This is a genomic window from Streptomyces sp. NPDC037271, assembly GCF_055603605.1.
Genome location: NZ_JBVJVN010000014.1, coordinates 1 through 24,553, shown reverse-complemented (window position 1 = coordinate 24,553; position 24,553 = coordinate 1). Strand labels below are relative to the sequence as shown.

Below are 24,553 nucleotides of genomic sequence, written 5' to 3'. Positions count from 1 at the left end.
ACCCCCCTCCCCCCCCCCGCCCCCCCCCACCCCCCCCCCCACCCCCCCCCCCTCCTCCCCCCCCCCCCCCCGCTTTGTCACCCGGACCTCCGGACCTCCGGACCTCCGGACCTCCGGACCTCCGGACCTCCGGACCTCCGGACCACTTCCCGGCCACGGAGTGACGCATGTCACGTCCCCCGTAGGGGAATTGCTGGGGGCATGACAGATGACGCCAAGGCGAGTGGGCTGTCGGACGAGGAACGGCTGGCCCAGCTCGGCTACACCCAGGTTCTGGCCCGCCGCATGTCGGCGTTCTCCAACTACGCGGTCTCCTTCACCATCATCTCGGTCCTCTCCGGCTGCCTGACCCTCTATCTGTTCGGCATGAACACGGGCGGCCCCGCCGTCATCACCTGGGGCTGGGTCGCCGTAGGCCTGATGACCCTCTTCGTCGGCCTGGCGATGGCGGAGATCTGCTCGGCGTACCCGACGTCGGCCGGCCTGTACTTCTGGGCGCACCGCCTCGCGCCGCCCCGTACGGCGGCCGCCTGGGCGTGGTTCACGGGCTGGTTCAACGTGCTGGGCCAGGTCGCGGTGACCGCCGGCATCGACTTCGGCGCCGCGTCCTTCCTGGGCGCCTACCTGAACCTCCAGTTCGGCTTCGAGGTGACGCCGGGCCGCACGATCCTCCTCTTCGCGGCCATCCTCGTCCTCCACGGCCTGCTCAACACCTTCGGCGTCCGCATCGTCGGCCTCCTGAACAGCATCAGCGTCTGGTGGCACGTCCTCGGTGTGGCGGTGATCGTCGGCGCGCTGACCTTCGCGCCCGACCAGCACCAGTCGGCGTCCTTCGTCTTCGGCGAGTTCGTCAACAACACCGGCTGGGGCAGCGGCGTCTACGTCGTCCTGATCGGCCTGCTGATGGCCCAGTACACGTTCACCGGCTACGACGCCTCCGCCCACATGACCGAGGAGACGCACGACGCGTCCACGGCCGGCCCCAAGGGCATCGTCCGCTCCATCTGGACCTCCTGGATCGCCGGCTTCGTCCTCCTCCTCGGCTTCACCTTCGCCATCCAGTCCTACGAGGGCGCCCTCACGTCCCCGACCGGCGCGCCGCCCGCGCAGATCCTGCTCGACGCGCTCGGCGCGACCACGGGCAAACTGCTCCTCCTCGTCGTCATCGGGGCGCAGTTGTTCTGCGGAATGGCGTCGGTCACGGCCAACAGCCGCATGATCTACGCCTTCTCGCGCGACGGCGCGCTGCCCTACTCCCACATCTGGCACACGGTGAACCCGCGCACCCGCACGCCGGTCGCGGCGGTCTGGCTGGCGGCACTGGCCGCGCTGGTCCTCGGACTGCCGTACCTGATCAACGAAACGGCGTACGCGGCCGTCACCTCCATCGCGGTCATCGGCCTCTACATCGCGTATGTCATCCCGACCCTGCTGCGCGTCCGCAAGGGCGCCGCCTTCGAACGCGGGCCGTGGCACCTGGGGCGCTGGTCGCAGGCGGTGGGCGTGGTGGCGGTGACGTGGGTCGGCGTCATCACGGTCCTGTTCATGCTGCCCCAGGTCTCCCCGGTCACCTGGGGGACCTTCAACTACGCCCCCATCGCCGTCCTGGTCGTCCTCGGCTTCGCCGCGACCTGGTGGCTGGTCTCGGCCCGCCACTGGTTCCTCGACCCCGACCACGAACGCACCCGGGCCCGCGCGGCGGCCCGCGCGAGCGCCCCCGAGCCGGTGGACCCGTAGCCTCCGCTTCCCCGCGCCCCCGCCGACGCGGCCGTGACCCCGATACCCGATCGGCGTCCCGGCCGTGTCGGGCTATGCTCGGTGTGGCAACATCACGCAGCACCGCGCAACAACCCCTGGGCCCTTAGCTCAATTGGCAGAGCAGTGGACTTTTAATCCATTGGTTGTGGGTTCGAGTCCCACAGGGCCTACCGGACTCCTCGGAGTTGGAACCCCCGCTGACCTGGTCGGTAGGGGGTTCTGTCGTTTCCGGGGGAATCCGCCGCCCAGCGCGGTGATCACCCGCCCCGGGCTCGGAGCTCGTGCGGGGCCGGGCGCCCCGCTGCCGGGGCGTCAGCCGGTGTGTTCGTCCTCGTCGTCGGGGGCGCCAACGGGAGGCCGCTCCACAACGAACGACCCCTTGCCGCGCACGGTGACGATGAGTCCACGTTCGCGGAGTTCCTGTGCGGTCCGGCGCGCGGTGAGTCGCGCTACGCCGTACTCCTCGGCGAGATGGTTCTCCGACGGGATGGGCCGGTCCGGCGCCAGTTCTCCCGACTCGATCTTCTTGGAGATGACGTCGGCGAGCTGAACGTAGAGCGGCTTCGCGCTCATCGGGTCCAGGGGTGTCGTGTGCTCTGTATCGCTCACATGTCCAACGTATGCATGTGATGACTTCCACGTTCAGGTGAATCCCTCTGCACTTGTATGTAGAGGGCTGCATGGCAAAGTGGCTTCAGTCACCAAAGACCCCGGCGGCCTGGCAGGGCCCCGGGGCGTGGCCAACGCTTACGCAAGGAGCGTCGACGTGTACGACCTTATCCACCGCTTCGCCCATTGGCTGGGCCTTCTCTTCGGTCCCGGTACCGGAACCCACCGCGCAGGCGCCCCGCGCCACCGCGCCCCTCGCCTCGCCCAGCGCGCCGCCATCCCCGCAGGCCTCCCCTCCCACCACTCCCCGTACTGCCGTCACCTTCCCCTCGACGGCACCGAGACCCGCCTCGTCCGCCCCTACCTCACCGCCCACGAACAGGAGCAGGACCGCCGGCGGCACCGCCGCCTCGCCCTGGTGCTCGCCGCCGACTTCGGCATCGACCTCGACCAGCACATCGTCGGCGCGCGGAAGGCGGCCGCGTGATGGCGGCGTACACCGCGCTACGGCTGCTGCCCTGGCTGTCGGCCGAGGGCAAGCCCTGCTTCCTCGCCCCCGGCGACGGCGGCGGGATCGTGTCCCGGCTCGCCGACGAGACGGAGGCCCGACAGCTCGCCGAAGGACTGGACGTACTCCGTGCCGCCCGCCGGGTACTGGACGACCCCGTGTCCCCGAACGCCGAGGTCCGCTGCACGGCGCTCCGGCTGACCGAGTGCCTCGCCGACGCGCTGAGGGTCGCGGAGTCCCGTGGGCGGCGCCTGCCCGAGGCGGACGACGACACCGATGCCCCCTGAGACGACAGCTCAGGGCCCCACCAGTGAACCGCTCACCGGTTTCGCCGGGACGCACTATCGTCGTAGGCAGGTGCGCCGAAGGAGCACGAAGGAGTACGTCCGGTCATGCCCGCACACGCCGCAGAACCCACGCCGGTCGTTCCGCCCATGCCCGAGCGGAACCCGAAGGCGCTGCGCGCTGCCATCGCCCAGCATGCTCCCCAGCTTCTTCCGGACTTCGACGACCACTGGAAATGGGCCGTCGCGGACGCGTACGACATCAGCACCGTGCCCGCCTTCATGGCCCGCTGGTGGGGTGAGTACGCGATCGCCCGGGACTCGAAGCTCGACGCGCACATGGCCGACCTGCATCACCGCGCGACGGAGTCCACCGACCTTGCCGAGGCGAAGGCGCTGCTCGAAGAGGCCTCGCACATCCGGTACGAGGCGCAGCGCCTGGAGCCCGGACAGTGACCCACGGCGGATTCATGGGCCCGCCCTGGCAGATGGACTGGACGCTCAAGGCTCAGGCCGCCCGCGACGCATTGCCCGAGCACGTACGGAAGACGGTCGACGCTGTGCGTGCCGAACTGGTGACAGTGCAGGATCCCTATTTCCGGGGCATCGACGCCGACGCGGACCTCCCCGCAGGTATGAGGGTCCAGCCGGCGCGGTCCGACCTTCCGAAAGGTTCCCGCGTCTTCCATTTCGACCACGGGCACGGCTGGCTGCGATACACCTTCGTACCGCGAACCGAGGACCCTCAGATCATCGTGGAAGAGGTCTTCTGGCAATGACCGACGGTCACTGGCGACGACCGGGCCGCCCGCCCCACCGGAGCGCCTGATGCCCCTCCCCTACGTCCTCCTCTCCGCCGCCGTCTCCCTCGACGGCTACCTGGACGACACCGGACCCGACCGGCTCCTGCTCTCCTCCCCGGCCGACTTCGACCGGGTCGACGAGGTGCGGGCGTCCGTCGACGCGGTGCTGGTCGGGGCCGGCACGATCCGGGCGGACGATCCGCGGCTGCTGGTCAACTCGGCCGGGCGGCGGGCCGCCCGGGTCGCGGCGGGGAGGGCGGAGTACCCGCTCAAGGTGACGGTCAGCGCCACCGGGGACCTGGACCCGGCGGCGTCGTTCTGGCACACCGGCGGGGAGAAGGTGCTCCTGACCACGGACGACGGCGCCCGGCGGGCCCGCGCGGCGGGGCTCGCCGCCGACGTCGTGCCGCTCGGGCCCGAGCTCGGCTGGCGGGCGGCGCTGGAGTACCTGCACGACCGGCGGGGTGTGCGGCGGCTCATGGTCGAGGGCGGCGGGAAGGTCCACAGCCAGTTGCTCCAGCAGGAACTCGCCGACGAACTGCAGCTCGCCCTCGCCCCGCTGATCGTCGGGAACCCGGACGCCCCCCGCCTGTTCGGGCCCGGCGCCTACCAGGGCGGGCGGCTCAGGCTGGTGGAGACGCGGCGCATCGAGGACGTGGTGCTGACGCGGTACCTGCCCACCGCGCCCGGCACCGGCGACCGCGTGACCGCCGCCGACCGGCACTGGCTGGCGCTCGCCTGCGAGCTGGCCGAGCTGTGCCCGCCGTCGGGGACGGCGTTCAGCGTCGGGGCGGTCGTGGTCGCCGCCGACGGGACGGAGCTGGCGCGCGGGCACTCGCGGGAGGGCGGCGATACCGTCGTGCACGCCGAGGAGGCCGCGCTCGCGAAGGCCGACCCCGCCGACCCGCGGCTCGCGACCGCCACCGTGTACAGCAGCCTGGAGCCGTGCGCCCGCCGCGCCTCCCGGCCCGCGCCCTGCGCCCGGCTCATCCTCGACGCCGGGGTGCCCCGCGTGGTCACGGCCTGGCGGGAACCCGACACCTTCGTGCCGGGGGCCGACGGCAGCGGAGTGCTCGCGGCCGGGGGCGCCGCCGTCGTCGTACTGCCGGAGTACGAGCAGCGGGCGAAGGCGCCGAACCGCCATCTGGAGGGGTAGCGGAGCGCCGCTGGAAGGGGTGCGGAGGTACGGATGTGCATTCCGCCCCCGGGATGACGTACAGTAGAGACACAACGGCGCGGGGTGGAGCAGCTCGGTAGCTCGCTGGGCTCATAACCCAGAGGTCGCAGGTTCAAATCCTGTCCCCGCTACTGAAGACCGAAGGCCGGAATCCTCAGGGATTCCGGCCTTCGGTGCGTTCTCCCCCCCCCCCCGGCGCATCGCCCAGTCACCAGTCACCAGTCACCAGTCACCGGTCACCCGGTCGGCCCGCACGGCTCGCCCCCCACCCCCGCTCCGGGAAACCTGGACGGAGGGACGGCAAGCGGCGCAGACGTGCGGGGTGGCGGGAGACCAGTGGTGCGGCCAGGTGACGTGGACGACGAGGGGACGTACGCCAGAGCCGGCGGCCGACTCCCCGGCGACCCCGTGCCCGACCCCGGCGTCGGTGACGGCCCGGAGCCACCCCGGCCGGACCCGGGCCGGCCGCGGGCGTGGCGGACCTCGTACGGGCGGGCCTTCGTACGCCTGCTGCCCGTACTGCTGATCGTCGTCGCCATCCTGTACGACCTCTTCACCCCGAGGTACTTCACCGCAGGCCCCCTCTACACGGCCGCGCCCCTGGTCGCCGCCCCGATCTACTCGCGGCGCGGCACGGCGCTCACCGGTGCCGCCGTCGTCGCCGCCGTCGTCGGGCTGCAACTGAGCAAGGGCGTCATCCACTACGTCGACTCCCTCACCGAACTGATCACCATCGCGACGGTCGCCGTGCTCGCCGTCCTCGTGAACGGCTTCGTCCGCCGCACCGGCGAGCGCCTCGTCTCCGTGCGCGAGATCGCCGAGGCCGCCCAGCGCGCCGTGCTGCCCGAGCCCGCCGAGCGGATCGGCGGCTTCGAGATCGCCGCCTGCTACGAGGCCGCGCAGGCCGACGCCTTCATCGGCGGCGACCTCTACGCCGTACAGGACAGCGCGCGCGGCATCCGGCTCATCGTCGGGGACGTGCGCGGCAAGGGCATGGGCGCCGTGGGCGCCGTCGCCGTCGTGATCGGCGCCTTCCGGGAGGCCGCCGAACAGGAGGCCACGCTGGAGGCGGTGGCGCAGCGGCTGGAGCGGGCGCTGGCCCGCGAGGGCTCCCGCCGGGACGGACTGGACGCCTTCGAGGGATTCACCACCGCCGTGCTCGCCGAACTCCCGCACGGCGACGGGGTCGTCCGCATCGTCAACCGCGGCCACCCGCCGCCCCTGCTGCTGTACGCCGACGGCACCCTGCGCCCGCTGCCCGCCCGGGAATCGGCACTGCCGCTCGGCATGGGCGAGCTCGGCGTGTGGCCCGACCGTGCGGAGGAGGCCGACTTCCCCGGTGGGGCCACACTGCTGCTGTACACCGACGGAGTCTCGGAAGCCCGGGACGCCCAGGGCGAGTTCTACGACCCGCAGGCGCGGCTGGCCGGCCGCGTCTTCCGGCATCCGTCGGAGCTGCTCGGCACCCTCGCCGACGACGTGCGCCGGCACTCCGGGGGCGGCATGGCCGACGACATGGCACTGCTCGCCGTACGACGGCCCTGACCGATGTCACCGGACGTGACGGACCGACCGCCCTCCGCATAACAACTGACACACCATCAGAAAGTTGTGACGCGAGGGGGAATACTGAGACGGGGTCAACTCGCCCCGCTTTGACCGCCCATGAGGCGTACGTCCCGGCCGGATTCGTTAATGATCTAGAGGAACGGCTTGGAATCCGAGCCTCGCGTCTATTAACGTTCGATAACGCAGCGCGGTCGTCCCAGCCGTCACAGAAGGCGGCTCCGTGCGCACGCGCCGAATCCCGCAAGGGAACCGGGGAACCACCACATTGGGGTGAATCGGGCGTAAGGCGCCGTGGAGACACGGCGGATATACGCGCGTAGGAGACCTTCCTGCTCCGAACCCGTCAGCTAACCCGGTAGGCGAGAAGGAAGGAAAGGAGCACGCCCACGTGGCGTCCAACCGGCCCGCCCCCGAGGCCCCGTTCGTGCCGAACCAGCACGACGCGGACACCTTCGGCTACGACGGCTACCGCACCGAAGAGGGCCCCTGGGAGGAGTGGAATCCCACCGCGGAATCCATCCGCCCGGTACGCGGCCGGCACCGCGTCGCCAAGCAGCGCGGCGGACTCGCCCGCAGCTCCACCGTCCTCGGCGTCGGTGTCATAGCGGCCGTCGGCGCGGGTGGCATGGCCAGCGCGCAGACCGGCAAGCCGCCGGTGTCGATCTCCATGCCGGACCTGCCGAACGTCGGCTCGCTCATCTCCGACGACGAGGAGCCGGAGCCCGAGGGTTCCGCCACCCCGCTCAGCGGCATCGGCGTGGCGGCCGCCACCGCCACCGGCACCGAGGACACCGCCGACGCCGGTGAGACGCTGCGGGCCCGGATCATGGCGCAGGCCGAGCAGCAGCAGGCCCAGGTGGAGAGCAAGGCCGCCGCCGAAGCCGCCGCCGCGGCCGAGAAGAAGGCCGCGGAAGCCGCCGCCGAGGCGGAGAAGGAGGCCCAGGCCAAGGCCGCCGCCGCCAAGAAGAAGGCGCAGGAGGCGGCCGAGAAGAAGGCCGAGGCCGAACGGCTCGCGAAGCTGGCCAAGCAGTACACCCTGCCGACCTCGTCCTACACGATCTCCTCGAGCTTCGGTCAGGCCGGCGCCTACTGGTCCTCCGGCTACCACACCGGCCTGGACTTCGCCGCCCCCACGGGCACGCTGCTCAAGGCGGTCCACAGCGGCACCATCACGTCGGCCGGATACGACGGGTCGTACGGCTACAAGACCGTGCTGACCCTCGATGACGGAACCGAGATCTGGTACGCCCACCAGTCCTCCATCAGCGTCAGCGTCGGCCAGAAGGTCGCCACCGGCGACATCATCGGCCGCGTCGGCGCCACCGGCAACGTCACCGGCGCCCACCTCCACATGGAGGTCCACACGGCCGACGGCGGCGGTATCGACCCGATGGCGTGGCTGCAGAACAAGGGCCTCAACCCCTGAGTACCCACGCTGACCCATCCGCTCCCCGCTGATCCCCGGCGGTCCTGACGGCAACCCCCCGACGTCAGGGCTGCCGGTTTGCGGGATCTTTGCCCCGTTGCCGGAATCGCGGGGTCCAGTGGTCCCGTTGACGCACTACATGACTTCTCTGCGCAAGCTAGGCTCCTCCGACCTGGAGGTCTTCCCCCTCGCCCTCGGCGGCAACGTCTTCGGCTGGACCGCCGACCGGGACCGCTCCTTCGCCGTCCTCGACGCCTACACCGCGGCCGGCGGCAACTTCCTCGACACCGCCGACTCCTACTCGGCGTGGGTCGACGGCAACACCGGCGGAGAGTCCGAGACCCTCATCGGCGAGTGGCTCGCCTCCCGCGGCAACCGCGGCGACGTCGTCCTCGCCACCAAGGTCAGCCAGCACCCCGAGTACCCGGGACTGACCGCCGCGAACATCAAGGCCGCCGCCGACGCCTCGCTGCGCCGCCTGCGCACCGACCACATCGACCTCTACTACACCCACTTCGACAAGCCCGAGGTGCCGGTGGAGGAGATCATCGGCGCGCTCGACGAGCTGGTGAGGGCGGGCAAGGTCCGGCACATCGCCGCCTCCAACATCTCCGCGGAGCGGCTCGCGGAGTCCCTGGCCTTCTCCGACCGGGAGGGCCTCGCCCGCTACGTGGCCCTCCAGCCCCACTACAACCTGGTCTCGCGCGACACGTACGAGGGCGAGACGCGCGACCTCGCCGAGCGGGCCGGGCTGGCCGCCGTGCCGTACTACGCCCTCGCCTCAGGCTTCCTCACGGGCAAGTACCGGCCCGGGGCGGACGTCGACAGTCCTCGGGCGGGCGGCGCCGCGAAGCACCTGGAGACCGAGCGCGGCCGACGGGTCCTCGCCGCCCTCGACGAGATCGCCGAGGCCCACGACGCTCCCGTCGCGACGGTCGCCCTGGCCTGGCTGGCCGCACAGCCGACGGTGGCCGCGCCGATCGCGTCCGCGCGCACGGTGGAGCAGCTGCCGGCGCTGCTGGGAGTGGCGGAGCTGACCCTGACGGAGGACGAGGCCGGGAAGCTCACGGAGGCGTCGGCCTGAGGGCCGGTCGCGCCGGCGGGCCGGCCGCTGTGGGCCGTAAGCACCGGGAGCTGTGGGCCGTAAGCCCGCGGGCGGGGCGTCGGATGGCCAGGCGTCCCCGGGCCGGGCGCCGTGCGACGAGCGGCTGCGGGCTTACGGCCGGTAGGGGTCGGGCGGGGCGTACGGGTGGTGCGGGCTGGGAGGGGCGTAGGGGGTGCTCGGGGCGTATGCGGCCGGTGCGGGGTACGGTGCCGGGGCCGCCGCGGGACGGCCGGGGCCGTACGGCCCGTACGCGTACGGCCAGGCCGGTACCGCCACCGGCACGGGTGGCGCGGTGGCCCGCGCCGCGTAGTCCAGCGCCGGTCGTGCCACGTCGCGCCGGTGCCACAGGGCGTCGAGCAGTTCCCGCTCCCGCAGGGTGAAGTCGGCGCCCGCCGTGCCCCGGCGCCCCCGCTGCCGGAGGAACGCCAGCGAGGTCGCGTACGCCTCGTACCGCGCCACCGCCCGCGCCGCCTCCTTCCCGCCGTGCCGGTGTGCGTGCTGCCGGGCGATGCGGCGGGCGCGCATCGAGCCGAGCGCGTACGGTTCGGCCGGTGCCAGCCACCCGGCCATGACGTACACGGGCAGTTCGGTCCGTATGGCGCCCAGTTCGCGCTGCCGGGTCCAGATCACCAGCCAGGTCAGCAGACCGAACGAGGGCACCATGACAGCCGCGTACACGGAGAGGAAGCCGTACTCGCCGAACGAGGCCGAGCCGTTCCACAGCGCGTGCATGCCCATCGCGAGCAGCAGGCCGCACAGGGGGAGCAGGGCCCGGCGCAGGCGGTGACGGCCCGCCCGGAGCGCGGCGATGCCGAAGCCGATACCGGTGAGCACGGTGAAGAGCGGGTGGGCGAACGGCGACATCACGATGCGGACGAAGAAGGTCGCCGCGGTGACGGACGTCAAGCCGCTGTCGCCGGTGAGCTGGTCGGTGCCGAAGGCGGTGCCCAGGTAGAGGATGTTCTCGGTGAAGGCGAAGCCGGTCGCGGTGACACCGGCGACGACCACGCCGTCGACGATGCCGGTGAAGTGACGCCTGCGGAAGAGGAAGACCAGGAGGACGGCGGCGGCCTTGGCGGACTCCTCGACGACCGGGGCTATGACCGTGGCGCCCAGGGTGTCCGCGCCGGCCGGGTCGGCGGTGGCCGTCGCTATCCACCTCGTCGCGAAGCTGTTCGCGACGATCGCTATCAGCGCCGCCGCGCAGGCACCCCAGGCGAAGCAGAAGAGCAGGTTCCGCCAGGGTCCGGGATCGACCCGGTCCAGCCAGCGGAACGCGGCCACGAGCAGCGGCACCGGCAGTACCGCGAGGCCCAGCCCCACAAGGAACCCCCGCGTACCGGTCTGTTCGCGCACCAGGGCCAGGATCACCAGGCCGGCCAGCGCGAGCAGTGCGACCAGTGCGCCGTGCCGGACCCAGGCGCGCTGCCACCAGTGCGGTTGCGTGTGCGGACGCGTCGGGTACGGGGGACTGGTGGCCACGGCATGGACCCTAACCGGTGGAGGGCTGCTCCTTGTGCGGTACGCGGTGGAAGAGCAAGTCGTTCACCACATGACCCTTGTCCAGTCCCTGGCCCTCGAAACGGGTCAGCGGGCGGTGGGCGGGGCGCGGCGCGAATCCGCCGCCCGGCACGGTGTTCTCGAAGTCGGGATGTGCGGTGAGGACCTCGAGCATCTGCTCCGCGTACGGCTCCCAGTCGGTGGCGCAGTGCACGAAGGCGCCCGGCGCGAGCCGGGTCGCGGCCAGGGTCAGGAACTCCGGCTGGATCAGGCGGCGCTTGTGGTGCCGCTTCTTGGGCCAGGGGTCGGGGAAGTAGACGCGCAGCCCGGCGAGGGAGTCGGGGGCGAGCATCTCGCGCAGGAGGATGATCGCGTCGCCGTTGGCCACCCGGACGTTGGACAGTCCGTCCCGTTCCGCGAGACCGAGCAGGTTGCCCTGGCCGGGGGTGTGGACGTCCACGGCGAGGATGTTGGTGTCCTGGTCGGCGGCGGCCATCTGGGCGGTGGCCTCGCCCATGCCGAAGCCGATCTCCAGGACGACGGGGCGGGCGTTCCCGAACAGCTCGCCGAGGTCGATGACCCGCTGCCCGTCGATGTCCAGCCCCCACACGGGCCACAGCCGCTGCAGCGCGTCCGCCTGCCCGGCGGTCACCCGGCTCCGGCGGGGCTGGAAACTCCGGATCCGCCGCTCGAAGTGCGAACCGGCGGGATCGGCCTTCGGCCCGTCGGGAAACCGGGGCTCACCCTTGGTACGGGTGTGCCGGACGGAGACGCCGGTATGCGGTGCGGCGGGCTGGGGAGCGGCTTCGGGGGCACGGTGGAAGTCAGACACAGTGCCTCAATTTTACGGCCACCGGTGCGCGTCACCGCGGGCAGTCGTGGCGCCTCCAGGACCTGAACGGCCCGGGAGGTGCTTCAGGGGCGGCACGGAGGTGCCCCAGGGGCGGCACGGGAGCTACCCCAGAGGCGACACGAGGGTGGTGGAGACTGGCCCCCGCTCGAGCGGCCCGCCCCCGCGGCCGGGCGACGCGGCAGACCCCGGATCACCGCACCGCCTCCAGCATCGCCAGCGCCCTCCGCCCCACCTCCCGCCCGATCGGCAGCGACGCCGTCGCCGCGGGCGAGGGCGCGTTCAGGACGTGCACGGCGTGGGCGCCCTCGCGGATCAGGAAGTCGTCGACCAGCGTCCCGTCCGCCAGCACCGCCTGCGCCCGCACCCCCGCGGGCGCCGCCACGAGGTCCTCCTCCGTCACCGCGGGCAGCAGCCTGCGCACGGCGGTGGTGAACGCCCCCTTGGACAGCGACCGCCGCAGCTCGCCCGCCCCGTACCTCCAGTGCCGCCGGGCTATCCGCCACGACCCCGGCCAGGTCAGCGTCCCGCCCAGCTCGCGGGGGCGCACCACACCCCAGCCGTACCCCTCCCGGGCCAGCGCGGGCACCGCGTTCGGCCCGAGGTGGACGCTCCCGTCGATGCCGCGGGTCAGGTGCACGCCGAGGAACGGGAACGCCGGGTCCGGCACCGGATACACCAGTCCCCGCACCAGCTCCGGGCGCGCCAGCTCGTAGTACTCACCCCGGAAGGGGATGATCCGCATGCCGGGGTCGTCCCCCGTCACGCGGGCGATCCCGTCGCAGTGCAGCCCGGCGCAGTTGACCAGGACCCGGGCGCGGAGCACCTCCCCGGAGCGGGTGCGGGCGGCGACTCCGAGGCCCGGACGGCGGTCGATGTGCCGGACCTCGGCGCCGTAGCGGATCTCCGCGCCGGATGCCCGGGCCAGCTGCCGGGCCACGGCGGTGTAGTCGCAGATGCCGGTCGTGCCGACGTGGATGGCGGCGAGGCCGCGCACCTCGGGCTCGTACTCCGGGATCTGGGCGGCGCCCAGCTCGCGTACCGGTATGCCGTTCTCCCGGCCGCGCTGGACGAGGGCGTGCAGCCGGGGCAGCTCGGCGCGGTCGGTCGCGACGATCAGCTTGCCGGTGACGGCGTGGGCGATGCCGTACTCGGAGCAGAACTTGACCATCTCCGCCGCGCCCCGGACCGCGTAGCGGGCCTTCAGCGAGCCCGGGCGGTAGTAGACGCCGCTGTGGATGACGCCGCTGTTGCGGCCCGTCTGGTGCCGGGCCGGTCCCGGCTCCTTCTCCAGCACCGTCACCCGGGTGCCCGGCGCCGCGCGGGTGATCGCGTACGCCGTCGACAGGCCGACGATTCCGCCGCCGATCACCAGCACGTCGCAGTCGTACGCGATTCCGCGCGCGATGCCGTGCGGGACCCCGCTCCGCACTCGTTCCATCTCCGGCCCACCTCCCGGCTTCGATAGTGCACTGCGCCACTGACAATGCCTTCAAACCCGGGAGGCGGGGGCGGATCAGGCCGTGGTCATCAGCAGGGGCCGGGCGCGCTCGCGCAGCTCGACCACGCGTGGTTCGTCGCCGTACGGCTCCAGGCGGTGGAGGAGGTCCTTGACGTACTCGGTGGTGCGGGCGGAGGAGATGCGGCCGGCCACCTCGACCGCCCGCACGCCCTGCTCGCAGGCCGCGTCCAGATTGCCCGACTCCAGCTCGGCCACCGCCGAGACGACGAGCCGGAGGCCGTGCGAGCGTACGAACTCCTCCGTCGGCTTCGACAGGGCCTGCTCGGTGAAGCGGCGGACCTGGCGCGGTGCCTTCAGGTCGCGGTAGCACTCGGCCGCGTCGGCGGCGAACCGGTCGTAGGAGTAGAAACCCAGCCACGTCGGGTCGCTGTCGCCGGGGCGGGCGCGCTCCAGCCAGCTCTCGGCGGCCTTCAGGGCCGCGCCGGCCGCCGCCGCGTCGTTCGCGCGCGCGTGGGCGCGGGCCTCGACCAGGCGGAAGAAGCTCATGGTGCGGGCCGTGGCCAGGCCCCGGTTGCGCTCCAGCGCGGCCTGCGCGAGGTCCACGCCCTCGTCGCCGAAGCCGCGGTAGGTCGCCTGGAGGGACATGGAGGCGAGCACGTAGCCGCCCAGCGGCACGTCGGCCGCCGCGCGGGACAGGCGCAGGGCCTGGATGTAGTACCGCTGGGCCGCCTCCTGCTGACCCGTGTCGAAGGCCATCCAGCCGGCCAGGCGGGTCAGTTCGGCCGAGGCGCCGAACAGGGCGCGGCCGACCTCGTCGGAGTAGGAGCCGAGGAGCAGCGGGGCCGCCTCGACGCGCAAGCACTCGGGGACCATCGACGAACGCCAGTCGCCGCCGCCGTACTTGGAGTCCCAGCGCCGGGCGTCCTCGGCGGCCTCCCGCAGCTTGCGCACATCGCTGTGGCCGACTTTGAGCGGTGCGCCGGAGCCCTCGGCCGGGCTCGCGTCACGCGCCACCGAGCTGTCGGCCGGGGTTATCAGCCAACGCGAGGCGGGCGTTGCGTATGCGCTCACTGCGAACGAGCCGGCCAGCGACTGCCAGATGCCGCCGGCGCCGGACCGGCGGCCGGCGAGGTCGAGACGGTACAGCTCGGTGGCCGATCTGACGGCCTGGCCGACGTCCCGGGGGAAGGCGAGGCCCACTTCGGGGGCGGGATCCGCGTCCGCCAGGCCGATCTCGTGGAGCGGCACCGGGCGGCCGAGCTTCTGGCCGATGGCGGCGGCGATGAGGTGCGGCGCCGCACCCTGCGGCACCATTCCCTTCGACACCCAGCGTGCCACCGACGTCTTGTCGTAGCGAAGAGTCAACCCGCGTTGGGCGCCGAGGTCGTTGACGCGCCGGGCGAGTCCTGCGTTGCTGATTCCCGCGAGGGCGAGAACGGCGCCGAGCTTCTCGTTCGGCCCGCGTTGCTCCCTGGACATGCGCCACCCCTCGACACAGACGGCTGCCGCGCTGGCATAACCACGCGGCATTCGTAAACCCAGCGTAGTTCGCCGGATCCCATGCGTTAAGAGGCATTGTTCCGGATGGCGGGATTGTGGTCCGTACTGAAGTGCGGTGCGTGCACGGGCTGTTGCCGCGTGCTCCCGGTGTGTGGCCGTGCGCCCGGCCGTGCGCTCTTCTCCGGCCACGCCGGGAGCGGTTCCATGGGCGGTGCGTGGGTCGGCCCGCTGTACTGGATCCAGTGGGCTGGGGGACACCGCCGCCTACATCCCCGCGGGCGGCGGACGGGTCCGGGGGGCGTGCCTCGCCTCCCGGACCGCGCGCCGCCGGTCGGGGTGCACAGCCTGTACGGAGCGTGTTCGAACGCGTTCACGTGGCGCCGATTTGGCTGAAAATCAACCCGGGTGATTCCGGGGTGGCACCGCCCTCACCACGGGAGTTGAGGGCGCGTTGGGTAGCCAAAGAGCGCGTTGCGGGGGCGCATTCACGTCGTCTTCGCGCCCTCCGGGGGAACCGGAGAGGGAGCCGGCGTCCTCGCGTGAGTCTCCGCGGGGGCGCGTTTCTGGGGGCACTCGCGGCTCCGCCGATGCTCTGCGGCGCGCCCTTCATGGCAGCATGGGGAACCAGTTCGTACGGTGCACTGGTTGTCCACAGTCTGTGGAGGCGTCGATGCGGTGGTTGGTGGGGTGGAGCAGCACCGCCGTGGGAGCCGCGGGCATAGCCGGCGCGGGCGGCTCCGCGGGAGCCACCGGCTACGACGGCGAGACCGTGCAGCCCGTGGGCTCCCAGCTGTTGTGGGGCGACCCCGACCCCCTGTGGGCGGTCGGCGACTGGCGCCCCGACGAGGTGCGCGTCGTCACGGCCGACCCGCAGACCAGGATCGCCGTCCTCGGCATCTGCGGCGCGACCGACGAGCAGCTGCGCGTCGGACTGTTCGCCGCGCGCGGCGGAGCCCTCCGGCACCTGACGGCGTGGCCCGGCAGCTACACGGCCGTCGTCCAGGTGGGCCGGCGGATCACCGTCTGCGGTGACCTCGCGGGCGTACGCCCGGTGTTCCACGCCCCCTGGGCGGGCGGCACGGCGTACGCGACGGCCGCGCTGCCCCTGGCCGACCTCATCGAGGCCAACCTCGACTTCGGGCACCTCGCCGCGCTGCTCGCCGCGCCCGACGTGCCGGCCGCGCTGGACGACTCCACCCCGTACGACGGCGTGAAGCGCATTCCGCCGGGGCATGCGCTGATCCTGCGCGCCGGGGCGCGCGAGATCGCCGGGTACGAGCCGGTGGCCTCACTCGCGGTCGCGGCGCCCTCGGCCGACCCCGACCGTGCGGTGGACGGCGTGCGGGACGCCCTGGTGGAAGCGGTGCGTACGCGCCTCGCCGCGCCCCGGCACGTCCCCGGGGACGGCATCGACCCCGGCCCGGTCCCCGGCATGGGGCCCGCCGAACGGCGTGCCGCGCGCGGGATGCCGGTCCCGGGCATCGGCGCCGATCTGTCCGGGGGCCCGGCCTCCGCAACGCTGGCCCTGCTGGCCGCCGGGCTGCCCGGGATGCCGGGGACCGTGCTCGGGCACGGCACCGGGGCGGGGGAGCGGCTGCTGGCCGTCACCTTCAACGACCTCGCCGTCGGCGGGCAGGAGGCCGAGCTGGAGCGGGCCGGGGCCCTCGCGGCCAACCCGCGGCTGCACCACGTGGTGGTCACCGGCGGCGAGGAGATGCTGCCGTACGCCGCGCTGGACGGGCCGCTGACGGACGAACCGGGCTCGTCCCTGATCGCGTCGGCGCGGCACCGGGCGCGGCTGGCCGCGGGCAGCGCGGACCACTTCACCGGGTACGGGGCGCGGCAGGTGCTGGACGCCCATCCGGCGCGGCTGGCCGACCTGCTGATGGACCGCAAGCGCCGCCATCTCGTGCGGCCGGTCGCCGCGCTGGCCAAGGCCGACGGGTCGGTGCTGGTCCCCGCGCGGGTGTACGCGGCGGCCCGGCGACTGGCGCGTACGCCGTACCGCACCGGGCTCGAGGTGCTCTCCGAACGGCTGCTGCGCCGGCGCTTCGACACGCCGGGCGACGGCGCCATGGAGGCGTCGCTCGCCGTGCTGACCTGGGCCGGGCCGGGGCCGGCGGCGCGGTGGCTGACCGGAGAGGCGCTGGCTGAAGTATCGGTTCGCCTGCAGACGTCCTCCCAGCGGTCCGGGGTCGGGCCGGGGCAGCGGCCCGGTGACTTCCGCGCGCGTGCGGCGCTGGCGCGGCGGGCGGCGGACGTGCGGGTGCTGGAACAGGCCGCCGAGATCCGCTTCCAGCGGCTGCACACCCCTTTCCTCGACAACCAGGTCGTCCGCGCCTGCCGTGCGCTGCCGGAGGCACTGCGGGTGCGTCCGGGGGCGCGCGCGGCGATTCTGCGCACGGTGCTGGAGGGCGCGGGGGTGAACGAGCTGCCCAGCGGCTGGGGCGCGCCCACACAGGTGGTGGCGGCTTCCGCCGAGCGGACGGGGCTGCGGGTCGCCGCGGACTCCCTGCTGGGTCTCTTCGACACGCCGCTGCTCGCTCAGGCGGGGCTCGTGGAGGCGCGGGTCGTGCGCAAGGCGGTGCGCGCGGCGGCCGCGGGCGAGGCGCTGCCCCTGGACGGGCTGGCCGACCTCGTCTCCCTCGAACTGTGGCTCCGCCGCCTCCTCGCCCGCCGAGGCACCTGCTGGACCGGCACCCCGGCCCGCCAGCGCGCGGTACCGGCGGGCATCACGCCGCAGCGCGGCGCGCTGGGCGGGGCGGGGGCGGGAGCGGTCGCGAGGCGGGTCTGACCCGCCTCCTCACCGCTGGCCCTCGCCACCTGCCCAGCCGGACCCGCCCACCTGCCCAGCCCACCGGACCCGCCCACCTGCCCAGCCCACCGGACCGGAGCGCACAGAGCCCTTGGCCAGGCCCCCGGCCGGCGATCACCGCTCATCCGTGGGGACTCGCCGCGACGCGGTATCGACGCTCAGCCGTGCGGGGCAGGAGAAGGGCCTCCCGCCCCGGCGGACGTGAGCGGGACGACGGGAGTCGTGAGCGAGACGCGGGGTGCCGTGAGCGGGACGCGGGGCGTACGAAAGCCCGGCACGTCCCGCCCACCCGACGGCACCACGGTCCTACGCCGGGCGCGACCGCAGTCCCTCCAGCAGGATGTCCAGCAGCCGGGCCGAGGCCGCCGCCTGCTGTGCCGCGTCCGGCAGCGAGGGCGCCGCCGTGGCTATCACCAGCAGTACGTCCGACACCGACACGTCCGGTCGCAGCTCACCCGCCGAGCGTGCCCGCTCCACGAGCCGCCCCACGACGTCCAGCAGCTCCGCCGCCCCGTCGTCACCCTCTGCGGAAACCGTCCCCGCGATCGGTCCGCCGACCGACGCACCCGCCCGCGCGGACCCGTCGGACACCAGTCGCAGCTCGCCGGAGCCCGGCTGTATCCGCTGCTGCGGCACCCGCGGCTCACCGCCCACGGCACCGCCGGCACCACTGGCGCCGCCGTCACCGTCGTCGGACACTCCGACCCGCAGCACCTGCGGTGGCAGCAGCCGCCCGGCGCCCGAGGCGACCGACGTCCGCAGGAAGCGCGACAGCGCGGACCACGGCTCGTCCTCCTGCCCGAGCGCCGTCCGGGCCTGGTCGGTCAGACGGGCCGTCTCCTCCTCGGCTATCCGCCGGACCAGGACGTCCTTGCTCGGAAAGCGCCGGTACACCGTGCCGACACCGACCCGCGCGCGCCGCGCCACGTCCTCCATCGGTGCGCCGTACCCCAGCTCACCGAACACCTCGCGGGCCGCGCGCAGCACGTGCTCCAGATTGCGCTGGGCGTCCACGCGCAAAGGCGCGGTGCGCGCTCCGTCCCCGCGTGCGCCGCCCGCCGTCGCGCTCATCGCGCCACCGGGCGCGACAGCGGACGCGGACGACCAATGAGAGTCCTGAACATGCATAGACAATCCCCCGGTAATGGCGTCTCCCCCCGGAGACACTCCCCGCCATCGAAAGCCGGAGTGCGCGGAACAGGCCCGGCTCCGCGGTCCGCCCGTCGCGGACCCGATGAGCACATCCCCTTACACCCCGTGGGAAAGAACATAGTTGAGCGAGGGTCAATTCAGAAGGGGCAGGTTCCGCACGGAGCAACCCCCGATCGGACCTCGGACCGTATACGCCCCGAATGCGCCGCCTTCCGCCTTCGGTCCCACCCCCGCTGACCTGCGCGACCGCACCGGAGCACGGCCGTACGGACCACCCCGGGGCCGCGCGATCTCCGGTCACACAAATCGACGAGCCTGTGGACAAACGCAAGCGTCGGGTGCGTCATGGGATGGTGAAGGAACGTGCGCGCATTCTCGTTGTCGGCGGCGGCTACGTCGGGATGTACACGGCGCTGCGACTGCAGCGGAACCTCAGGGGAGAACTCCGGAGGGGCGAAGCCGAGATCACGGTCGTCACTCCCGACCCCTACATGACGTATCAGCCGTTCCTGCCGGAGGCGGCGGCCGGCTCCATCTCCCCGCGGCACGTCGTCGTGCCGCTGCGCCGCGTCCTCGGCCAATGCGATGTCGTCATCGGTGAGGCACGCTCCGTCGACCACACGACGCGCACCGCCACCCTCACCACCCTCGCCACCGACGAGGAGCGGACGGGCGCCCGCCGGCTGACGTACGACGAACTCGTCCTCGCGCCCGGCTCGGTCTCGCGCACCCTTCCCGTGCCCGGCCTCGCCGACCACGGCGTCGGCTTCAAGACCGTCGAGGAGGCCATCGGCCTGCGCAACCACGTCCTCGAACAGCTGGACATCGCCTCCTCCACCCGCGACCCCGCCCTCCGCGACGCCGCCCTCACCTTCGTCTTCGTCGGCGGCGGCTACGCGGGCGTGGAGGCCCTCGGCGAGCTGGAGGACATGGCCCGCTACGCCACGCGGTACTACCACAACGTCACACCGGACGACATGAAGTGGATCCTCGTCGAGGCCTCCGGCCGCATCCTCCCCGAGGTGGGCGAGGAGCTCGGCCGCTACACGGTCACCGAACTGCGCCGCCGCAACATCGACGTACGCCTGGACACCCGCCTGGAGTCCTGCGCGGACCGCATCGCCGTCCTCAGCGACGGCACCCGCCTCCCCACCCGTACGGTCGTCTGGACGGCCGGCGTCAGACCCCACCCGCTCCTCGCCGCCACCGGCCTCCCCCTCGACGACCGCGGCCGGCTCACCTGCACCCCCCACCTGTCCGTCGACGGCGCCCCACACGCGTGGGCCGCGGGAGACGCCGCCGCCGTCCCCGACGTCACCGCCGCGGAGCCCGGCCGGGAATGCGCCCCCAACGCCCAGCACGCCGTCCGCCAGGCCAGGGTCCTCGGCGACAACATCGCGCACGCCCTGCGCGACGAGCCCCTCGACACGTACGCGCACAAGTACGCCGGCTCCGTCGCCTCCCTGGGCTTCCACAAGGGCGTCGCGCACGTCTACGGGCGCAAGCTGAAGGGCTACCCCGCGTGGTTCATGCACCGCGCCTACCACCTCAGCAGGGTCCCCACCGTCAACCGCAAGGCGCGCGTGCTGGCCGAATGGGCCCTCGCCGGACTCTTCAAACGGGAGATCGTCTCCCTGGGTTCACTCGAACATCCGCGAGCGGAGTTCGAACTCGCGGCCGGTGGAAAGCCTTCTCAGGAACCACCGCGCAACCCGAAGGAGTAGTCCTGACCGGACCCAGGAACTCCCCCGGCCGGTCCAGCGTCTGACGGACGTCGGCCCGGTCGGCACCCTGCCAGACTGGGCCACACAGCGGGCGCGCCGCCGCTCGTTCCCGCGGCCCCCGGGGCCCCGGCCGTTCCCGGCCCGTCCCGGCCCTGGGCCGCCGACAACTACACGAGGCAAGGATTCGTGAACTTCACGCGCTGGAGCGCCCGACTCCCCGGAACGCAGCGCCGCGCCGCAGCGCGGACCGACACGACGGTCTCCCCGGACCGACGGGGCGACGGCACCGTACCCGCCGCCCGCGCCGAGCAGCTGACCGACGAGGCCCCGCCCGTCCCCGCCGTCGACGACCTCCCCGTGCGCGACGTCCTCGACCGCGTCCCGGCCCTCGTCGCCCTCGTCCACGGCCCCGACCACCGCCTCTCCTACGTCAACGACGCCTACGTCGCCGCCTTCGGCATGCGCGACCTGGGCGAACGAGCCGACGAGGCCCTCCCCGAACTCGACGAGCTCGGCCTCTTCCCGCTCCTGGACCAGGTCCAGCGCAGCGGCAGACCCCGCACCCTCAAGTCCCGCAAGGCTCCCGACGGCCGCTCCTACACCTTCACCTGCACCCCGGTCACCGAGGGCGACAGCGGCGGCCGGGGCGTCCTCGTCTTCGCGACCGACGTCACCGACCACGCCGAGGCCGCCGGCCGCCTGCGCGCGAGTGAGAGCCGCCAGCGCGAGACCGCCGTCACCCTCCAGCGCTCCCTGCTCCCCCAGGAGCTGGAGGAGCCCGACGACCTGCGCGTCGCCGCCACCTACCACCCCGGCGGCACCGAGGCCGCGGTCGGCGGCGACTGGTACGACGTGATCACCCTCGGCGGCGGCCGTACCGCCCTGGTCATCGGCGACGTCATGGGCCGCGGCGTCCGCGCGGCAGCGGTCATGGGCCAGCTCCGCACGGCGGTACGGGCCTACGCCCGCCTCGACCTGCCCCCGCACGAGGTGCTCCAGCTCCTCGACGGCCTCGCCACCGAGATCGACGCCAACCAGATCGCCACCTGCGTCTACGCCATCCACGACCCGAACGAGGGCCGGCTGGTGTACGCCTCCGCCGGCCACCTGCCCATCCTGGTCCGCGACGAGAACGGCACCGTCCAGCGCGCCGACGAACCCACCGGCCCCCCGCTCGGTACCGGCGGCTGGATGCACACGTCCGGCTCGATCGCCCTGACCCCCGGCTCCACCGCGGTCCTCTACACCGACGGCCTGGTGGAGCGCCGCAACGAGGACCTGGACGACGGCATCGCCGCCCTGGAACGCGCCCTGTCCGGCGCCACCGGAAGCCCCCAGGTGATCTGCGACCGCCTCGTCCGCTCGGCGGGCGTCACCCCGGACCACGACGACGACGTCGCCGTCCTGGTCCTCCAGCATCCCGCCCGCAAGGGCGCGCAGGCCGAGCTCTTCCGCAACGCCGCTCTGGAACTGCTCGGCGGCGTGGAAGCGGCTCCCCGCGCGCGTGCCTTCGCATCCGGGGTCCTGACCAGCTGGCGGTTCCCCACCGAACTACACGACCTGGGCGTCCTGGCCACCAGCGAACTGGTCGCCAACTCCCTCCAGCACGGCACGCCCCCCATGCGCCTGCGTTTGCGCCGCACCGACCGCCGACTGATCGTCGAGGTCACCGACGGCGACGACCACCTGCCCAGACGCCGCCGCGCGGAACCGGTGGACGAGTCCGGCCGGGGCATCGCCATCGTCGCGACGATCGCCTCCAACTGGGGGTCCAGGCGCACACCCGGGGGCGGCAAGGCGGTCTGGTGCGAGTTCGTCCTGCCGAAACCGTGAGCCACGGCCCGTGAGTCACCGCGTGAGGCGCCTGCCGCGACAGGTGCGAACCCGTCACGGCAGACGCCTCAGTCCCCAAGCATCGAGCCCGTAAGCCCGTAAGCCTGCAAGCCTCACGCCTCCGCGGCCGCCACCGCGTCGGCCGGTGCCCCGCCCTGCGTGACCACCCGGCTCCGGGCGAGCGACGGCTGGTTCTGTACGGCCGTGAGCTGCCGCCCCAACCGCACCGCCAGCACCGTGATGACCAGCGAGAACAGCGTGAACATCACGATGTACGGCGCGTGCAGCGAGGCCCCGAGCGGCCCGCCCACCGCCGGCCCGATCGCCAGCGCGAGCTGCTTCACCAGGGCGAAGGCGGAGTTGTACTGCCCGGCCAGCCCGGTCGGCGCCAGATCGGCCACCAGCGGCGCCAGCGTCGGCGACAGCAGCGCCTCACCCAGCCCGAACAGCGCGTACGTCGAGATGAACGCGGCCGTCGCCATCGTCTGGCTGCCGTGCCCGAGCCCGGCGTACCCGGCCACCGCCCACGCGACGGCCCAGATCAGCCCCACCGAGGCGATCACGCGGGACCGCTTCCGGCGCTCCACGAACTTCAGCACCGCGAACTGCGCGATCACGATCATCAGCGTGTTCGCCGCCAGGGCGGTCCCCAGCGCGGACGTGGAGATACCGGCCGCCTCGACGCCGTACGCGCTCAGCCCCGACTCGAACTGCCCGTAGCAGGCGAAGAACAGCACGAAGCCCAGCACGCACAGCTGCACCATGGCCCGGTTGCCCAGCAGCTGCTTCCAGCTGTTGCCGGCACCCTGCCCGGGCACCCCGGCCACGTGGGGCGCGCGCGGCGTGCGCACGGTCGCCATCACCGCGACCAGCAGCAGGAACATCGCCGCCTCGATCGCGAACAGCAGGGTGAAGGAGGACGCGCTCGTGGTGTCGACCAGATGCCCGCCGATGAGTCCGCCGACGCCGAGCCCGAGGTTCTGCAGGAAGAACTGCATCGCGAACGCCCGCGATCGCGTCTCCGCCGTGGAGCAGTCCACGATCATCGTCGCGAGCGCCGGCTGCATCACGGCCTGCCCCGCTCCCAGCGCGGCGGCGGACAGCAGCACGGTGGCGGCCGAGGCCGACAGCCCCAGGCTCAGCGCGCCGACCGCGGCGGTGACCAGGGCGACGAGCAGCACCGGCAGCGGGCCCCGCCGGACGATGGCCCGTCCGGCGAACGGCAGCACGATCAGGGCGGCCACGGCGAAGACGGCGAGTACGAGACCCGCCGTGACAGAACCGAGTCCCCGTACCTGCGCCACATAGACGTACAGGTAGGGGACGGTGAAGCCGAGCCCGAACGCGCTGAGTGCGTTGCCCACATGAATCCGGCGCATCGCTGCGCCCATTGCCCTGGTCACGTTCACCCTCTCTTGGATCGATCGCTTCAACCGTTAGAGCTGAAGACTTAGAAGCTAAAGTTCGAAGGTAAAGAGTACATAGCGAAGGACTTCAAGGCAAAGAAGTCGCGTGCCATACTGCGGCCATGGGCGACACCTCCGGCGCCGGCGAGCCGACACTCGAAGAACAGATCGCCGCCTACCAGCGCGAGTTCCAGGACCTCGACCCCCAGGTCGAGAAGATCGTCTCGGCGCTCTCCCGTCTCAACCGCCGCATGAACGTCGCGTACGGCAGGCAGACCGCCGAGCTCGGCATCAGCAACACCGACTGGGAGGTGCTCAAGGCGCTCGTCCTGTCCGGCGCTCCCTACCGGCTGGGCCCCGGGGATCTCGCCAAGCGCCTCGGCCTGACCCCGGCCGCGATGACCCACCGCATCGACCGCATGGTGGGGGAGGGGCTCGTCACCCGGGACCGCGACGAGACCAACCGGGTCCGTGTCATCGTCGAGCTGACGGCGGAGGGGCGCGAGAAGTGGCTGGAGGCCATGCGCCTCGCGTCGGTCTTCGAGGAGGACCTGCTCCAGGACCTCTCCCCGGACGACCGAACCGCGCTGGGCGACGTCCTCACCCGTCTCCTGCGCAGGGTGGAGCACGCCCAGCCGGACGCCGGCGGCAGGCTCAGCGACCTCGATTAAAGATCTTGACAGGCGTGGTTGACAGCCTCCTGCGGGATCCGTAAGGTTCTTCGGGTTGCCACGGGGCCGTAACGGTTCTGCGGTAGCACCTCCCGCCGCAGCAGCGGCACCAAACCACCAGCACGACCCCTCAATGGGAACGACTTCGGCGTGCCCGAATTCAATTCCGATTGAGGCTCGACGGCCCGGTCCACTCCGATTGGGAATCGCCGAGAGAGTCCGCTAAGGTTTGAGACGTCGGAACGGCCCAACAGCCGCGAAGACAACCCCTTCTGACGGGGAATCAGGGCCGAAAGGATCTGATAGAGTCGGAACCGCCGGAAAGGGAAACGCGAAAGCGGGAACCTGGAAAGCACCGAGGAAATCGGATCGGAAAAGGATCTGATAGAGTCGGAAACGCA

20 protein-coding genes, 2 tRNA genes and 1 riboswitch are annotated in these 24,553 nt (G+C 72.6%); of the genes, 15 read left to right on the top strand and 7 right to left on the bottom strand.

Annotation, left to right across the window (positions count from 1 at the left end):
- Positions 1–201 precede the first annotated feature (201 nt).
- On the top strand, positions 202–1,737 hold the full coding sequence (locus ACZ7G3_RS22965; protein WP_470927983.1) for an amino acid permease: 1,536 nt from the start codon (positions 202–204) through the stop codon (positions 1,735–1,737).
- A 118-nt stretch (positions 1,738–1,855) separates the two neighbouring features.
- Positions 1,856–1,928, top strand: a tRNA-Lys gene (locus ACZ7G3_RS22960).
- Positions 1,929–2,070: 142 nt separating this feature from the next.
- Here ACZ7G3_RS22960 and ACZ7G3_RS22955 read toward each other — a convergent pair.
- Positions 2,071–2,331 (bottom strand): GntR family transcriptional regulator, encoded by a 261-nt coding sequence (locus ACZ7G3_RS22955; RefSeq protein WP_470928145.1) that lies wholly within the window; start codon positions 2,329–2,331, stop codon positions 2,071–2,073.
- A 193-nt stretch (positions 2,332–2,524) separates the two neighbouring features.
- Here ACZ7G3_RS22955 and ACZ7G3_RS22950 point away from each other — a divergent pair, with 193 nt between their 5' ends.
- The 9 genes from ACZ7G3_RS22950 (at position 2,525) to ACZ7G3_RS22910 (ending at position 9,218) form a co-directional block, all read left to right on the top strand.
- Positions 2,525–2,854, top strand: coding sequence for a hypothetical protein (locus ACZ7G3_RS22950; protein WP_470927981.1), 330 nt, complete (start codon positions 2,525–2,527; stop codon positions 2,852–2,854).
- Positions 2,854–3,162 carry a hypothetical protein gene (locus ACZ7G3_RS22945; RefSeq protein WP_470927979.1) on the top strand — a complete coding sequence of 103 codons (309 nt, stop codon included), beginning with the start codon at positions 2,854–2,856 and terminating at the stop codon, positions 3,160–3,162. The genes ACZ7G3_RS22950 and ACZ7G3_RS22945 overlap by 1 nt, the downstream gene beginning before the upstream one ends.
- Positions 3,163–3,267: 105 nt before the next feature.
- Positions 3,268–3,615: a hypothetical protein gene (locus ACZ7G3_RS22940; RefSeq protein WP_470927977.1), complete on the top strand. Its 348-nt coding sequence runs from the start codon at positions 3,268–3,270 to the stop codon at positions 3,613–3,615.
- Positions 3,612–3,938 (top strand): hypothetical protein, encoded by a 327-nt coding sequence (locus ACZ7G3_RS22935; RefSeq protein ID WP_470927975.1) that lies wholly within the window; start codon positions 3,612–3,614, stop codon positions 3,936–3,938. The genes ACZ7G3_RS22940 and ACZ7G3_RS22935 overlap by 4 nt, the downstream gene beginning before the upstream one ends.
- Before the next feature lie 49 nt (positions 3,939–3,987).
- Positions 3,988–5,118 (top strand): dihydrofolate reductase family protein, encoded by a 1,131-nt coding sequence (locus ACZ7G3_RS22930; RefSeq protein WP_470927973.1) that lies wholly within the window; start codon positions 3,988–3,990, stop codon positions 5,116–5,118.
- Positions 5,119–5,196: 78 nt separating this feature from the next.
- A tRNA-Met gene (locus ACZ7G3_RS22925) sits at positions 5,197–5,270 on the top strand.
- Between the two features lie 208 nt (positions 5,271–5,478).
- Entirely contained in the window at positions 5,479–6,684 is a 1,206-nt protein-coding gene (locus ACZ7G3_RS22920) for a PP2C family protein-serine/threonine phosphatase (RefSeq protein ID WP_470927971.1), read from the top strand.
- A gap of 243 nt (positions 6,685–6,927) precedes the next feature.
- A riboswitch (cyclic di-AMP (ydaO/yuaA leader) is annotated at positions 6,928–7,085 on the top strand.
- 11 nt (positions 7,086–7,096) lie between these two features.
- Positions 7,097–8,134 carry a M23 family metallopeptidase gene (locus tag ACZ7G3_RS22915; protein WP_470927970.1) on the top strand — a complete coding sequence of 346 codons (1,038 nt, stop codon included), beginning with the start codon at positions 7,097–7,099 and terminating at the stop codon, positions 8,132–8,134.
- 139 nt (positions 8,135–8,273) lie between these two features.
- The gene (locus ACZ7G3_RS22910; RefSeq protein ID WP_470928144.1) at positions 8,274–9,218 is read left to right on the top strand and encodes an aldo/keto reductase; all 945 of its coding nucleotides are present in this window, start codon (positions 8,274–8,276) and stop codon (positions 9,216–9,218) included.
- Positions 9,219–9,350: 132 nt separating this feature from the next.
- Here the strand turns inward: ACZ7G3_RS22910 and ACZ7G3_RS22905 are convergent, their stop codons facing one another.
- The 4 genes from ACZ7G3_RS22905 to ACZ7G3_RS22890 all read right to left on the bottom strand — a co-directional run bounded on the left by ACZ7G3_RS22905 (position 9,351) and on the right by ACZ7G3_RS22890 (position 14,530).
- Positions 9,351–10,721: a PrsW family intramembrane metalloprotease gene (locus ACZ7G3_RS22905; RefSeq protein ID WP_470927968.1), complete on the bottom strand. Its 1,371-nt coding sequence runs from the start codon at positions 10,719–10,721 to the stop codon at positions 9,351–9,353.
- Positions 10,722–10,731: 10 nt separating this feature from the next.
- Positions 10,732–11,571 (bottom strand): tRNA (guanosine(46)-N7)-methyltransferase TrmB, encoded by an 840-nt coding sequence (trmB, locus tag ACZ7G3_RS22900; RefSeq protein ID WP_470927966.1) that lies wholly within the window; start codon positions 11,569–11,571, stop codon positions 10,732–10,734.
- 211 nt (positions 11,572–11,782) lie between these two features.
- Positions 11,783–13,030 (bottom strand): L-2-hydroxyglutarate oxidase, encoded by a 1,248-nt coding sequence (gene lhgO / locus ACZ7G3_RS22895; RefSeq protein ID WP_470927964.1) that lies wholly within the window; start codon positions 13,028–13,030, stop codon positions 11,783–11,785.
- A 75-nt stretch (positions 13,031–13,105) separates the two neighbouring features.
- Positions 13,106–14,530 (bottom strand): MFS transporter, encoded by a 1,425-nt coding sequence (locus ACZ7G3_RS22890; RefSeq protein ID WP_426602041.1) that lies wholly within the window; start codon positions 14,528–14,530, stop codon positions 13,106–13,108.
- Positions 14,531–15,221: 691 nt separating this feature from the next.
- Between ACZ7G3_RS22890 and ACZ7G3_RS22885 the strand changes: the two genes are divergently transcribed.
- Positions 15,222–17,345, top strand: coding sequence for an asparagine synthase-related protein (locus ACZ7G3_RS22885; protein WP_426602042.1), 2,124 nt, complete (start codon positions 15,222–15,224; stop codon positions 17,343–17,345).
- 327 nt (positions 17,346–17,672) lie between these two features.
- Here ACZ7G3_RS22885 and ACZ7G3_RS22880 read toward each other — a convergent pair whose 3' ends face one another.
- Positions 17,673–18,494 carry a TetR/AcrR family transcriptional regulator gene (locus ACZ7G3_RS22880; protein WP_470927961.1) on the bottom strand — a complete coding sequence of 274 codons (822 nt, stop codon included), beginning with the start codon at positions 18,492–18,494 and terminating at the stop codon, positions 17,673–17,675.
- 374 nt (positions 18,495–18,868) lie between these two features.
- Between ACZ7G3_RS22880 and ACZ7G3_RS22875 the strand changes: the two genes are divergently transcribed.
- A complete protein-coding gene (locus tag ACZ7G3_RS22875; RefSeq protein WP_470927959.1) occupies positions 18,869–20,242 on the top strand; it encodes an NAD(P)/FAD-dependent oxidoreductase in 1,374 nt (457 codons plus the stop codon).
- 186 nt (positions 20,243–20,428) lie between these two features.
- Complete coding sequence (locus ACZ7G3_RS22870; protein WP_470927957.1) at positions 20,429–22,075, top strand: ATP-binding SpoIIE family protein phosphatase; 1,647 nt, start codon at positions 20,429–20,431, stop codon at positions 22,073–22,075.
- Positions 22,076–22,188: 113 nt separating this feature from the next.
- Here the strand turns inward: ACZ7G3_RS22870 and ACZ7G3_RS22865 are convergent, their stop codons facing one another.
- Positions 22,189–23,466, bottom strand: coding sequence for an MFS transporter (locus ACZ7G3_RS22865; protein ID WP_470928143.1), 1,278 nt, complete (start codon positions 23,464–23,466; stop codon positions 22,189–22,191).
- 137 nt (positions 23,467–23,603) lie between these two features.
- On the opposite strand from ACZ7G3_RS22865, the gene ACZ7G3_RS22860 reads away from it, so the two are divergent.
- On the top strand, positions 23,604–24,152 hold the full coding sequence (locus ACZ7G3_RS22860) for a MarR family winged helix-turn-helix transcriptional regulator (RefSeq protein ID WP_470927955.1): 549 nt from the start codon (positions 23,604–23,606) through the stop codon (positions 24,150–24,152).
- Positions 24,153–24,553 lie beyond the last annotated feature (401 nt).